The 14142-nt window shown below is 43.9% G+C and carries 14 protein-coding genes; all 14 read right to left on the minus strand.

Features of this window, described 5'->3' with window-relative positions; genetic code table 11:
• Positions 1–142: 142 nt before the first annotated feature.
• The 14 genes from mfd to rnmV all read right to left on the minus strand — a co-directional run bounded on the left by mfd (position 143) and on the right by rnmV (position 14073).
• Positions 143–3667: a transcription-repair coupling factor gene (gene mfd, locus ON01_RS11605; protein ID WP_010531214.1), complete on the minus strand. Its 3525-nt coding sequence runs from the start codon at positions 3665–3667 to the stop codon at positions 143–145.
• A gap of 81 nt (positions 3668–3748) precedes the next feature.
• Entirely contained in the window at positions 3749–3979 is a 231-nt protein-coding gene (fin, locus tag ON01_RS11610; RefSeq protein ID WP_010531215.1) for an anti-sigma-F factor Fin, read from the minus strand.
• Positions 3980–4111: 132 nt separating this feature from the next.
• A complete protein-coding gene (gene pth / locus ON01_RS11615) occupies positions 4112–4672 on the minus strand; it encodes an aminoacyl-tRNA hydrolase (RefSeq protein ID WP_010531216.1) in 561 nt (186 codons plus the stop codon).
• Positions 4673–4932: 260 nt separating this feature from the next.
• A complete protein-coding gene (locus tag ON01_RS11620; protein ID WP_010531217.1) occupies positions 4933–5580 on the minus strand; it encodes a 50S ribosomal protein L25/general stress protein Ctc in 648 nt (215 codons plus the stop codon).
• Between the two features lie 126 nt (positions 5581–5706).
• Entirely contained in the window at positions 5707–6660 is a 954-nt protein-coding gene (locus tag ON01_RS11625; RefSeq protein ID WP_010531218.1) for a ribose-phosphate diphosphokinase, read from the minus strand.
• Between the two features lie 15 nt (positions 6661–6675).
• Entirely contained in the window at positions 6676–8055 is a 1380-nt protein-coding gene (glmU, locus tag ON01_RS11630) for a bifunctional UDP-N-acetylglucosamine diphosphorylase/glucosamine-1-phosphate N-acetyltransferase GlmU (protein WP_010531219.1), read from the minus strand.
• A 309-nt stretch (positions 8056–8364) separates the two neighbouring features.
• Entirely contained in the window at positions 8365–8655 is a 291-nt protein-coding gene (gene spoVG, locus ON01_RS11635) for a septation regulator SpoVG (RefSeq protein WP_010531220.1), read from the minus strand.
• A 143-nt stretch (positions 8656–8798) separates the two neighbouring features.
• Positions 8799–9608 carry a pur operon repressor gene (gene purR / locus ON01_RS11640; RefSeq protein ID WP_010531221.1) on the minus strand — a complete coding sequence of 270 codons (810 nt, stop codon included), beginning with the start codon at positions 9606–9608 and terminating at the stop codon, positions 8799–8801.
• A 73-nt stretch (positions 9609–9681) separates the two neighbouring features.
• Positions 9682–10539, minus strand: coding sequence for a 4-(cytidine 5'-diphospho)-2-C-methyl-D-erythritol kinase (ispE, locus tag ON01_RS11645; protein WP_010531222.1), 858 nt, complete (start codon positions 10537–10539; stop codon positions 9682–9684).
• 220 nt (positions 10540–10759) lie between these two features.
• Entirely contained in the window at positions 10760–10930 is a 171-nt protein-coding gene (locus ON01_RS11650; RefSeq protein ID WP_010531223.1) for a small, acid-soluble spore protein, alpha/beta type, read from the minus strand.
• A gap of 185 nt (positions 10931–11115) precedes the next feature.
• Entirely contained in the window at positions 11116–11376 is a 261-nt protein-coding gene (gene veg, locus ON01_RS11655) for a biofilm formation stimulator Veg (RefSeq protein WP_010531224.1), read from the minus strand.
• Between the two features lie 227 nt (positions 11377–11603).
• Entirely contained in the window at positions 11604–12473 is an 870-nt protein-coding gene (gene yabG, locus ON01_RS11660) for a sporulation peptidase YabG (RefSeq protein WP_010531225.1), read from the minus strand.
• Between the two features lie 156 nt (positions 12474–12629).
• Positions 12630–13514 (minus strand): 16S rRNA (adenine(1518)-N(6)/adenine(1519)-N(6))-dimethyltransferase RsmA, encoded by an 885-nt coding sequence (rsmA, locus tag ON01_RS11665; protein WP_010531226.1) that lies wholly within the window; start codon positions 13512–13514, stop codon positions 12630–12632.
• Complete coding sequence (gene rnmV / locus ON01_RS11670) at positions 13504–14073, minus strand: ribonuclease M5 (protein ID WP_010531227.1); 570 nt, start codon at positions 14071–14073, stop codon at positions 13504–13506. The genes rsmA and rnmV overlap by 11 nt, the downstream gene beginning before the upstream one ends.
• Between the last annotated feature and the right edge of the window lie 69 nt (positions 14074–14142).

The raw sequence follows: 14142 nt of genomic DNA on the forward strand, positions 1-14142 counted from the left end.
GAAACATCTTAAAAGAACTATACATCGTTTATAAGTGCCGGGTAGTGCTTTTTATTAAAATGGCTTGTTTAATCACTGCCTTTTATGTTGCTGGAACCGCAGTTGACCTGAACATCGCTTTCTACAGAATCCAGACTCAGCCTCACTCAACCCTGTCAACATCCGATAGCTGGCTGATAAATTTTTCGAGTATTTCATAGCGATGATGCTGTGTATCATTGTTCCATTTATACATAATTTTTAACTTTTGGCCCTCCGTTCCAAGCTGAATTTCCCGCCCAAACTGATTGGCCAAGCTAAATAATTTTGAACCGTCTATTTGCTGGCTGCGGTTTTGAGTGACAACCACTTCAATTTTCTTCGGCTTCTCACTGATCGATTCAATCCGCTGTTCTTTTGCTTGCCTTTTCAATGACGATACAACAAATAAGTTCGCTACTTCTTCTGGATAATCCCCAAAACGGTCAATCAATTCATCGCGGAGATCCGATATGCCTTCAGACGTTGTGATTGATTGAAATTGTTTGTACATATCAATCTTTTGCTTTTCATCGTCAATATACGAATCCGGTATATAGGCATCAAGTGTAAGCGATAATTCCGGTTCCAGCGTTTCGATTTCATCGAGTTCTTTTCCTGATTGGCGTGCCTCAATAGCATCTTTAAGCATTTGCGAATACATATCAAACCCGACAGAATCAATAAATCCATGCTGCTGCGAACCGAGCAAATTACCTGCGCCCCGGATTGACAAGTCGCGCATGGCAATCTTAAAACCGGAGCCAAGTTCCGTGAATTCTTTAATTGCTTCCAGCCGTTTTTCGGAGACTTCACTAAGCACTTTATCTTTATTATAGGTGAAATAGGCATAGGCCACCCGATTAGAACGGCCGACCCTTCCTCTGAGCTGATAGAGCTGACTGAGCCCCATCCGGTCTGCCTGATTAACAATCAGCGTGTTGACATTCGGGATATCAACACCGGTTTCGATAATGGTTGTGCTGACAAGAACATCGTATTCACCTTCGAGAAAAGCAAAAATGACATTTTCCAGTTCGGCTTCATTCATCTGGCCGTGAGCGACGGCTATCCGAGCATCTCCAACAAGCATTCCGAGATCTCTTGCCACTTTATCAATGTTCTCCACCCGGTTATTGAGGAAATATACCTGTCCGCCGCGTGCCATTTCACGCTCAATAGCTTCCCGCACAAAGACAGGGTTATACTCCATAACATATGTCTGAATCGGAAAGCGATTTTCTGGCGGTGTTTCAATAACCGACAAATCCCTGACCCCAAGCATCGACATGTGCAGTGTTCTTGGAATTGGTGTGGCGGTCAATGTCAGCACATCGACATTTGATTTCAGGCGTTTGATTTTTTCCTTATGCTTGACACCAAATCGCTGTTCTTCATCCACGACTAACAGACCCAGGTCACGATAGATTACATCCTTTGATAATAAACGGTGCGTCCCGATCACAATGTCGATCTTTCCTGTCCGGAGACCTTCAATTGTTTCATTCTGCTGTTTTCGTGTGCGGAATCTGCTCAGCATACCAATCTCAACTGCCTGGTTCTGGAATCGTTCCTGAATGGTTTCAAAATGCTGCTGGGCCAGAATGGTTGTCGGTACAAGGATCGCCACTTGCTTTCCATCTGCCACTGCCTTAAACGCGGCACGGATTGCCACCTCAGTTTTGCCGTAACCGACATCACCGCAGAGCAGGCGATCCATGGGCCTTTCTTTTTCCATATCTGCTTTGATTTCAGCAATACAACGCAGCTGATCTTCCGTTCCCTCATATGGAAAGGAAGCCTCAAACTCATTCTGCAATTCCGTTTCTTCGCTGAATGCATACCCTTTTCGGGATTCCCGTTCTGCATAAAGTTTAATGAGGTCATCTGCTATATCTTCCACATTGGACTGAACTTTTCGTTTGACTTTAGCCCATTCACTTCCGCCCAGTTTATACAGCTTCGGTTCTTTGCCTTCTGAGGCGACATACTTCTGGACAAGATCGATTTGATCAATCGGCACATACAACTTATCATCACCGGAATATTTGACCAGCATAAAGTCTTTATGCAAACCGTTCATTTCCAGTGTTTCGATCCCCAGATATTTCCCGATTCCATGATGCGCATGAACGACATAGTCGCCCACTTTTAATTCTTGATAGTTTTTGATGCGCTCAGCATTGGTAATTTTCTGTCTTTTTCGCGGACGTTTTGTTTTCTTCCGGAAAAGTTCATTTTCCGTAATCAGCACAAGTTTGTGCATTGGAAATTCAATGCCGTTGCTAATCTCACCAACCGATATCGTTGGTCTCTGTACTGGCAGCTCAAGCTGGCTTGCCACATCCGCTTCAATCGAATAATCCATGAAAATGGACTGAATCTTTTCAGCTCGCTCCTCATTCGGGGCCAGGATCACTACAGAAAAATCGCCTTTCTCCCAACGCTTCAGTTCATTTTTCAATAGGTGCATCTGCCCATGAAATTCCTGCATCGCCCTTGTCGATAAATTAACAATATTTTGCGGCTGTGTATTCGGAATATGACGCAGGAATACAGACATATATATGCGCTGATGCGTAATACTGTCCCACACCGAATTCCAGTCATATGAGAAGTGACTGTTTCGGACCATTTTATTGGCTTCCAGCAAGCTGCTATACCATTCAGCCTCTTCCGCATCAAGATTGGTTGCTGTTTCCTGGATTCTGCTCATTTCATCGAGAACCACCAAGCCATCAGACGGCAAATAATCTAGCAAACTAGCTGGATGACTATAGAGGAAGCCGATATATTTGTACATTTCCTGAAAGTGTTCGAGGTTCTTCAAACGTTCGATATCATGTTCAATCGTTTCAGCTAGTTTCTCCTTTGCCTCCTGAGAGTTCACCTTCTTAAGGGACTCAGCTAATGCTGCTTCGAGACGTTGGGCGGCTGTCAGTCTATCTTCTTCTGTCAGCAGCATTTCCGTTGCCGGACCGACTGCCACAGCAGTCTTCTTATCCAAGGATCGCTGGCTTTCAGCATCAAAAAAACGAATCGAGTCAATTTCATCATCAAACAGCTCAATACGTACCGGATGTGTCTCGGTAACGGGATAAATATCAATAATACCACCGCGCCGGCTGAATTCACCCGGTGTGGTCACCATTGATACCCGTTCATACCCCATGTCAACGAGCGATGAGAGGTATGCATCCAGGTCAATTTGCTTATCGATTTGAAAGTCAAGCTGATACCGGGCCCAGTAATCGGTTGGCGGCAGCATCCGTTTTAACGCTGCGACCGGCGCAATCAAGATACCGGAGTCCTTTTTCGACCATTCTGTCAATGCCTCAATGCGCTGCGCTTTAAGTTCAGGACTGGCAACGGCAATTTCCGAGGCGATCAGTTCATTGACAGGATATAAATGAACGTGCTCCTCACCCGTAAATGCTGCCAAATCATCATATAGCTGCTGTGCTTGTGCAAGCTGGTGCGTTACAAGCAGAACAGGCTTTTGAAATGCTTTATTGATAATGGATACAAAAAGGCTCCGGGCAGATCCTGACAGCCCGGCAACCAGCTGTTCCTTCATCCCGTCAGATATTCCATTTATGACGGATGATACATCTTCTTTCGATCGTAAAAACTCATGTATACCCTTCATTTTTCCCCACCTGTTTACGTGCAAAAATGCCTTGATTTCCGTCATCGAGGGAACCAAAGCTTTTTCACCTGATATATTATATTATTGTATAAAATAGTCCAATTCATGATACTGCGGAAGACTTCCTAGTGACTCCTCACAGCTTTCACAGATGGACTTAATTTTGATATCACCATTCGCTTCATAGCTAATCATATCACGTTTATCCTCAGATGATAACTGATCCAGCCCGAGCATTGATGTGTCGACCATTTGCTGATCCAGTTTGCCGATCTTCTGGCCGCAATGTTTGCATTTATAGACGATTGCCATAAAATCCCTCCTCGAATAAACACAGGGTATCCTAAAGTTTATCCGAAAAGCGCACATTTATACTTATATAATAGCTCAAAAAGGCGGCTGGCAAGAACCGTGAAGATGCAATAGTCATCTCACCGGAATACATCAACTGTTAAAGTCGTTCATAACTTCGGCAAACGGCTTTTGCATCCAAGTTTCACAGGCATTAGCACTTTTTTCGATGCTTGATTGAACATCTTCCTGCTGTGCTTTTGAAAATGGCTTTAATACATAATCCACAACGGGCACCGCGGTATCCGGTCTGCCGATACCGATACGCAAACGGTTGAATTCTTTTGTTCCGAGATGATCGATAATCGAACGGATGCCGTTGTGACCGCCATGGCCGCCCTTCTGACGCAGCCGTATTTTCCCCGTCGGCAGATCAAGATCATCAAAGATAACCAGAATATCTTCAGGTTTCATCTGGTAAAAGTTCATTAATGGACGAACTGACTCACCGGAAAGATTCATAAATGTCTGGGGCTGCAGCAGTATGATTTTTTCACCTTCAGACGTTTCCACAGTGGATTTGCCGCTAAATTTATCCTTTTTCAGCTTCCAGCCATTACGTCCAGCCAGCTCGTCAATAACCATAAACCCAACATTATGACGGGTTTTAACATATTTTTTCCCTGGATTGCCCAGACCCACGATACATTTCATCCTGCCACTTCCTTTATGCGGTTGTTCAAAAAGTCCGGTAAAAATGACACATCGATGTTTCTGGTTGGCTTGTTTCTCCGCTGCTCGAAACAGCGCCGCCTCGGTCCTTTTTATCCTCCTTTTTGAACAGAGTCTTTATGGCATTATTTTACCACATTTATTGCTTTTTCTGTGTGAATGAAGCAAAACCCTCCTAATATCTGCTGACTAGGAGGGTTTATTACGCGTAAGTTTCACTTTACATTTACTTGCCTACCGTGTTATTCGTTTTTTTCCTCTTCACCGTCAGAGTCATCTTCAGCATCAACCAACTCAGGTTCTGCATTTTCGTCGGTTTCTTCTTCGATATCCCCCATAGTATCAGGTGGAACAACAGTAGCAACTGTGGTATCCAATTCCTCGGTTATTTCATAGAGGTCTGCTTTTGGAAGATTCTCGACTGTTAACGTATCACCAATGTTCATCTCACTGACATCAACAGTAATAGCTTCTGGAATATCTGCCGGTTTAGCGCGTACCTGCAATTCATATAACGGCTGCTGCAGGACACCGCCATCTTTCACACCAACAGCTTCCCCGTCCAGAGTCAGAGGTACTGATACATCCATTTCCTCTTTCAGGTTAACGGCATAGAAATCAGCATGAATCAGCTCATCCTTCAATGGATCCGTCTGATATTCGTGAAGCATAACATCCACTGGTTTGTCATTCTCAACATCCAGTGAGATGATAGCGTTTCTACCTTCGTCACGTACTGTTTTAACTAATTCGATACTATTGACGGAAATAGCTTTTGGTTCTTTATCCTTACCATACACAACTGATGGGACATCTCCATCCAGTCTTATCTGCTTTGTAGCAGATTTCCTTAGGTCATCGCGTTTTGTTGCCTTTAATGTTACTGCCATTCTTATCACCCTCCATTATTTCAAAACCTGGGTCTGTTCAGGTTTTATATGGCAAATTCTTTTATATAACGTTTCTATTAAAACATAATTTGCCGCTTTACACAAAATACACTGGCTATATCACAGTTAGTCAAACAGGATACTGACCGATTTCAGTTCATGAACACGCGTGATTGCCTCACCAATCAGCGGTGCAACAGATAGCTCTGTAACTTTGTCGCTCGTCCTGTCTTCGGCAAGCGGGATTGAGTTCGTAACAACCAATTCCTTGATTTTAGAATCATTTATACGCTGAATTGCAGGTCCTGATAAAACAGGATGTGTACAGCAAGCGTAAACCTCTTTGGCACCATTTTCGACTAATGCGTTTGCGGCAAGCGTAATGGTGCCTGCTGTATCAATAATATCATCGACCATGATGGCTGTTTTCCCTTCGATATTACCGACAATATTCATCACCTCTGAAACGTTCGGGCGTGGACGGCGTTTATCAATAATACCGATTGGGGCCTTGAGATAATCAGCCATTTTTCTTGCACGTGTCACACCGCCATGGTCAGGTGAAACAACGATAATATCTTCAAAGTTCTTTTCTTCAAAGTAATTGGCCAGAATTGGAACACCCTGTAAATGATCAATTGGTACATCAAAGAAACCTTGGATTTGCGGCGCATGTAAGTCGAGTGTAATCACACGGTCAGCACCGGCTGTTTCCAGCAAATCAGCAACCAGTTTGGAAGTAATCGGTTCTCTTCCACGTGCTTTACGATCCTGTCTGGCATACCCATAATATGGCATCACAATATTAATTGATCTTGCTGAGGCACGTTTAAGGGCATCGATCATAATCAACAGTTCCATCATATGCTGGTTGACCGGTGAAGAAGTTGATTGAACGACATACACATCATAGCCCCGGACACTTTCCTCAATCTTAATCTGAATTTCACCATCGCTAAAAGATTTAACCGTACATTTACCCAATGTTGTCCCAATATGATCCGCAATATCTCCAGCCAATTTTGGATTTGAATTTAACGAAAAGACCTTTAAAAATGAATCCTTATAGCCAGACGCCATGAAATTAACCCCCCGTTAGTCCTTTTTTTGATTTCTGATTCGTGATGCATAACCTTCTTTATTTGCCTGTCTTGCCCGGGCAATTGATAATGCATCTTCCGGTACATCCTTCGTAATCGTAGAACCCGCCGCAACATAGGACCCTTCTCCAACGGTTACTGGTGCAACCAAATTGGAATTGCAGCCGATAAATGCATCATCTTCAATCGTTGTCAGATACTTATTCTTCCCGTCATAATTAACTGTAATCGTTCCGCAGCCGATATTCACATTGCTTCCAACTTCAGCATCGCCGATATAGCTTAAGTGAGAGACTTTACTTTTATTACCCAGAGACGACTTTTTCACTTCAACAAAATTGCCGATCTTTGCCTCATTGCCAATGGACGCTTCCGGCCGTATATGCGAATAAGGGCCGATCTGCACCCGGTCGCCTATATAGCTGTCTTTGGCAACGCTCTGTTTGATAATACTAGCTTGTCCAATATAACAGTTATCAATTTCCGTATGCGGTCCAATTTCAGCATCTGCTTTGATCGTGGTACTCCCCTTTATGATAGAGCCTGGATGAATCAAAACATCCTGTTCAATGGTAACATCCGGGCTGATATATGTGTTGTCCGGGTCTATCAGCGTGGCACCATTTCGCATATGCTTTTCATTAATACGCTTTTTCAGTATTTTTTCAGCATGGGCAAGTGCTACACGATCATTGATGCCCAGCGTTTCTTCAAAGTCAGGTGTCTGAAATGCACTTACTTTTTCGTCCCGGCTTTGCAGAATTTCAATGACATCCGGCAAATAGTATTCACCCTGCACGTTATCATTCGATACATGCTGCAGTGCTTCGAAAAGCGCTTTATTATCAAAACAGTATGTTCCCGTGTTGATTTCGTCCACTTGACGTTCTGCATCTTCTGCGTCTTTATGTTCAACGATCCGTTCCACTTCATTCTGATCATTGCGGACAACCCTGCCATAACCTGAAGGGTCCGGCGCCTTTGCGGTTAAGACCGTTGCTTTGGCACCTTCCTGTTCGTGATGATCAAACAGCGACCGATACGTTTCACTGGTGATAAGCGGGGTATCACCACAGACAACAATCGTTGTTCCATCTTTGTTTTTAAGTAAATCTTCGGCCTGTATTACAGCATGGCCTGTCCCTAATTGTTCTCCCTGTAAAACCATTTCGCTCTCATTGCCGATATGTTCAGCCACTTTCTCCGCACCATGGCCGACGATAGTTATCATTTTGTCAAGGTTCACAGGATTTAATTGGTCGATTACATGCTGCACCATCGGACGGCCCATTACCGGATGAAGCACTTTATATAGCTTTGACTTCATACGGGTCCCCTGCCCTGCAGCAAGAATCACAGCATAACGTTTTGCCATGGGGAATCCTCCATTCCATTTATCCATTATGAATATATCTTAAAAAAGCGTCATTTTCAACAGATAAGGTGAAACTAACGTTCATTGGGACGCTTTTTCCCGCTAAAATGTTAATTGAACAAAATAGGACATTTATGGCCAGTTCGCAGTAATTTGGCGGGTTATTATCATAACATGTTGGGGAACCACTTCAGAGGAGTGTGTTTAGAGAAAAGAAGGTCTTGTGGCGGTAAGGAAAAAATACTGAAAAAGGAAGCAAAAAAGAAGGGCCAACCTGCCCGCAGATCAGTCCTTCTGTTTATTATAGATTTAGGATGCTCCGGCTTCCTCGTATTTTTCCGTTGCTTCTCCGGCACGATGATATTCTTCTAATACTGCATCCTGAATCTTACCGCGAGTATTAGAATTGATAGGGTGGGCGATATCCCTGAATTCACCATCAGGGGTACGTTTGGAAGGCATAGCCACAAACAACCCATTGTTGCCATCGATCACACGGATGTCGTGCACCACAAATTCATCATCCATGGTAATCGATGCAATTGCTCGCATTCTCCCCTCTGTGTTCACGCGGCGTAATCTAACGTCAGTAACTTCCATGATGTTTCACCACCTTTTTCCTTTTGAACTTATTACCATAATTCAACAAAAATATGAGAATTCCTGCCTGTCCAGTAAAAAAATTTTAGAAAATATTGCCTTTTTTCAAAAGGGGGTGACAAATCGCCGCGGATGGGAAAAGTTTAAGCAAAATTGCCATGATGGACTTCAATGGTCTTTTGCTTCATATCAACGTTCGTAATTTTTACCAGGGATGTGAAGCTGTGCACCTCACGCTCGTCTTCTTCATCATCTGCTTCCGCCAGTACACCAATCCCCTGTACCTTTGCATTAAACTCACCCAGCAGACTTATCATCCCATTAATTGTACCGCCCGCTTTCATGAAGTCATCAATGATACAAACGTTGGCATGATCATGCAAGCTTCGTTTAGGCAGCACCATTGTCTGGATTTTCCGCGACGACCCTGAGACATAATTGATGCTGACAGATGAGCCCTCAGTTACTTTAGGATCACGCCTGACGATGACAACAGGCACATTCAGGACTGAAGCTGTTGCATAAGCAAGTGGAATGCCTTTAGTTGCGACAGTGACGACCACATCAATTTCAAGATGGGAAAAGGCCGAGGCTAACACACGGCCAATCTGATTCACCATCTTCGGGTCACCTAAAATGTCGCTCATGTATAGATAGCCACCTGGAAGTATGCGGCTGGTGTCTTCCAATGTATGGCACAGTTCATCAATAAACTGATTACCTTTTTCCCTTGAGAATCCAGGTACGAAGCTGACACCTCCTGATGCTCCGGGGAGTGTTTGCAACTGCCCTATTCCTTCTTCCTGCATCACTCGGTCGACAATCGACAGGTCTTCACTGATTGATGATTTAGCTGCATCGTATTTATCACTGAAATACGGCAGTGACGTATGTTCTTTAGGATTTTCCAAAAAGTAATTCGTTAATGATACTAACCGATCACTTCGTTTCATATAGTCCACCTCGTGTTCAATATCCGAATATTTTAGCTAAATATATCACTAACATACGTATTTAATCAAATGTTTAGCGTCGGTCAAGCAGCTGAACGATGTAAACTTCATCGCAAAATCCTCGTAAACCGTTATACACACGCTTCGCTTTGCTGAAGTGTCTCGTGAGGCCGACAACGGTAGGGCCGCTTCCGCTCATAACAGCACCGTCCACACCAGTCTGGAGCATTTTGTCCTTAATACGCTCTACTTCTGGATACAAAGGAAAGGTGACACTTTCCAATGAATTGCCCATGTGATAGCACAACTTTCCGAAATCCTTATCTTCCAAAGAATGAATAACCTCATCTGTCTGCGGGTGATAAAGTGTGTCCAAGGTCACTTTTGGGAAAATATGCCGGGTGGAAATCCCAATGTCCGGTTTTGCCAGCACAACATAACAAGGTGGTGGTGAGGACAGTACGCGGATTTTCTCTCCATGCCCCGTCCCAATCGCAGTGTTGCCATGAATACAGAAAGGGACATCAGATCCAAGGGCCGCACCAAGCTCAACCAGTTCATCCAACGGCGCATCAACGGACCATATCCGGTTAAGGCCGCGCAGCACCGCAGCAGCGTCACTGCTTCCGCCACCAAGCCCGGCCGACACGGGGATATTTTTTTGAATATCAATGCGGACGCCCTGATACAACTGATATTTATTTTTAAAAGCAAGAGCCGCCTTATAAGCTATATTCCGTTCGTCATTGGGGACATACTGGCTGTCAGTGGATACTTCTACCCTGTCCTTTTCAAGGGTATAAAGTTCGATACGATCAGCCAGATCGACAGTTGTCATAATCATTTCAACTTCATGAAAGCCATCCTCGCGTTTTCCGAGGACATCAAGTGATAAATTAATTTTAGCCGGCGCCCGTTCAAATAAAACCATATCTATCACCCACTCTTTACGAAAACTTGGGTTTCCACGAGAGTTAACGTACTTTCCGATAATGTAAAAACTACAGCAAATTGTATCATATTCACAAGCCAGTAGCGACCTTTAGCGGAAAAACCTTAAGCTACCCTGTATTAAAGGGAAACCTGCCTCCTTGATTATTAAGGTGGGAAATTACTGCCTTATAAAAAAAGGCAAACCCTTAAGGTCTGCCTTATGACTTCATGTTTTGCTCGGCCATTTCAATTGCGCGTTTCACCATATTGCCGGCATCCTGCGCCCTGATGCCGCCCCAGCCTTCCTTCTGAACTGTGTCGTAAAAACCTAACTCTTTTGCAATTTCTTCTTTCAGCTGATCTGACATTGCTCCGCCGCGTCTGGCCATGAAAGAATATCCCCTTTCCCATCAAGAGTTTTACGACATCTATAGTTTATGGGGATTGCTGAAAGAAACACCCGTTATATGTATACAAAAAAGGAAATATTTATTACTGACGGTTTTCGCATATTTTTTGGGTATTAGTCCCAAACTGAAAAAGCAAATCAACCAAAAAAGCAGTAAACTCAAGTTCACTGCTCTACAATCATTGCTTTTCCTTCCTGAAAATTCAACTCCACTGTCTCGGTCAATACGTCGGCATAGCTGTATGAAACACGTTCGAATGCATTCTCGTCCTGATCCAATTCAACAATAAAAACAGAAGGATATGTTTCTGCCAATATGCCGCACCGTTCAATTGTTCTGCGTCTGCCGCCGTTCGCCTTTAAACGAAGCCGTTGTCCGACATGACATTCAAGACCTTGCTTAATTTCGATTAATGTTTTTGCCACTATACTCCACCTCGCTCATTACAATGATAGCATATGCTTGTTTAACAGTCAAATAAAACTTTATATTATAACAGCATAGCTTTTTTGATGTCAACAAGAAAAATCGTCCCTCGTTGGTTATTATGACAAATTCTTTACAAATTATGTATGTTGCACAAGCAGAACATCTGAAAAATCTGATGTGGCAGGAATCGGCATGATGCCGATTCCTTTTTAACCAGTCAAACTTAATAGTCATTCTCTTCAGGAATATAGGGCATTCCTGTTCGCAAAAGCCCCCTCGTCTCCACGCCCCCCATTCCTTTCTCACCGGTTAATGTATTGCGAAGCGCATCCCATACCCCTACTTTTTCCATAAACGATGTGTACGCGATTTTGGCTGCAATATAAACCGGATCCAGCGCATGAATGTTAATTCGGGACGGAGAGCTCGCATAATTCGCTCCCGCCTGAATAAGCGACTCAAAGTGCGATTGACAGGCACCTGCGAATATCACAAGGTCATCCAACCGGGGGTTCTTTTTTCTTATAGTCTCAACGGTTTCGGCAAAGTATTTTGAATGGCGGTAGGCACGAAGATCACTTTTCGGCCCTTTATTTCCTGAAAATGCATCATGACCCGTAATGACGATGATATTGGGTTGAATAGTGTCCACTAGCTGGTCAATTTTTTGCGGCATTTCCTTTTCATAAACATAGACACCATGGACCTCAAGGCCAACCCTCTGATATAGTTCGGTACATTTCCTGAGATATGTCCGGTCACCATCAACATGCAGAACTTTCGCCGGCAGCTGAAAATAACCGGCAGTATGCTGATAGCCGCTGCCTGACTGATACTCACGCTTATCTTTCATTAATTGGTAGTCCTGCCGAAACAGACGGTATGAATATTCCTCCTGCTCCTTTGCCTTCTGTTTCAGCTTTTTTAGATCCCTTTGTCCGACGCGCACCAGATCATCCAAAGGTGCATCTGCTGCAAGACGCATATCTTCCCCATGAAGGATAGCCGCATCCCCAGTCACTGATGCAATACGGAACAATAAATCATGGTTATATGATTTTCGTGTCACACGTTCACCTGCTGAAAAACTCATAAATCCACCTCATAGCCTCTGATCCGGTTAATAATAATATTACAGTAAAATGCATGATAAATAGGTCTCTACCTACAGGCTATGAAACCATAGCTCGCATTGTGCCTGGAAAACTGCTTAACAATAAAAAACTGTTGCCCTATGAGAGCAACAGCTTTACATGTCATTTTCGATTATCCTGTAAAAAGTATTGGCTAAGGCCGCAAATTCTTCCATGTTCAGGGATTCGCCGCGCCTTTTCTCATCAATTCCCGCCTGCTTCAGGCCGTCTGATATCGTATGATTATCAGACGGTTTAAAGTACCCGATTAGATTATTCCGCAGTGTTTTCCGCCGTTGGGCAAAACACGCCTGAACAATATCGAAAAAAAAGTCTTCATCGATAACTTGTACAGGAGGCCTTTCTCTTCTGGTCAGCTTTAAAACACTTGAATCAACATTCGGCGGGGGCATAAAAGCACTTTTGGGCACATTCATGACAATCTCTGCCTGCGTATAATACTGGACCGCGATAGACAAGGAGCCGTATCTTTTATTATTCGGTGCTGCTGCCATTCTTTCAGCCACTTCCTTTTGGATCATAACCGTAAAACGCATTACCGGCAAATCCTCACGCAGCAGCTTCATCAGAATTGGCGTCGTTATGTAATACGGCAGGTTGGCAACGACATGAATCGGCTGACCAGGTTTGAAGTGGGCTTTAGCCATCTCAGAAACATTTGCTTCCAGAATATCCTGATGAATGATTTGTATATTATTATATGGCGCAAGTGTCTCTTTCAGGATGGAAAGTAGGCGCTGGTCAATTTCATAGGCTATCACATTATTGGCATGGACCGCCAATTGTTCCGTGAGCGCACCGATGCCCGGCCCAATCTCAATCGCACCAGCCCGGTTGTCGATACCTGTCTTTTGAATGATATTGTAAAGGATATTAGCATCGATAATAAAATTCTGCCCTAAACTCTTTTTAAAGGAAAACCCATGTGTCTCAAGTATCTCCTTTGTCCGCTTAGGTGTCGCAATCCATTTAGCCGTCATTTTGTTCCTCCTGGATAACCTGATTCATGGCCGCTTCAAATTGATCTTTTGTTATGTGGAACATGGTAAGCCGTTTGAGCAGCTGTTTGCCATTGGTATGTCCGATCTGCAGCAGTTCGCCGAGACGGCTCCGCCTGGAGGCTGCTTTTGAACCGCCGATCAGCCCCGCTAAGATTAGGTCCTCTCTTGAGATGTCAGAGGCCCCTTTTTCAGATATGGAATAAACGCTCCGAAGCGCCGTCTTGATAGCTTCAGCAGATGCATGTTCAATTCCAAGGCTTTTATTATGCGAATGTCTCGCTCGTGCATCATCACGGGGCAGAAACGCATGCTTGCAGCCCGGTACAGCCTGATCCACAATGTGACGGATCCGATTTCCCGGATAGTCCGGATCCGTGAAGATAATGACACCTCGTTTAGCTTGTGCATGCCTGATCTGTTTTATCACACTAGCATTGACTGCGGATCCATTTGTCTCGATTGTATCCGCCTCCACCGACTGATGGATTTTAGACGTATCATCGCGCCCTTCCACGACAATTACTTCCTTGATCTTCACGTAAATTCCTCTTTTCATTAACTTCATTCAGTAGTTGAACAGAATCGGCCATTGTATGCGGGATACAAT

Origin of the sequence: Lentibacillus jeotgali, from assembly GCF_000224785.1 — a bacterium.
GTDB lineage: Bacteria > Bacillota > Bacilli > Bacillales > Amphibacillaceae > Lentibacillus > Lentibacillus jeotgali.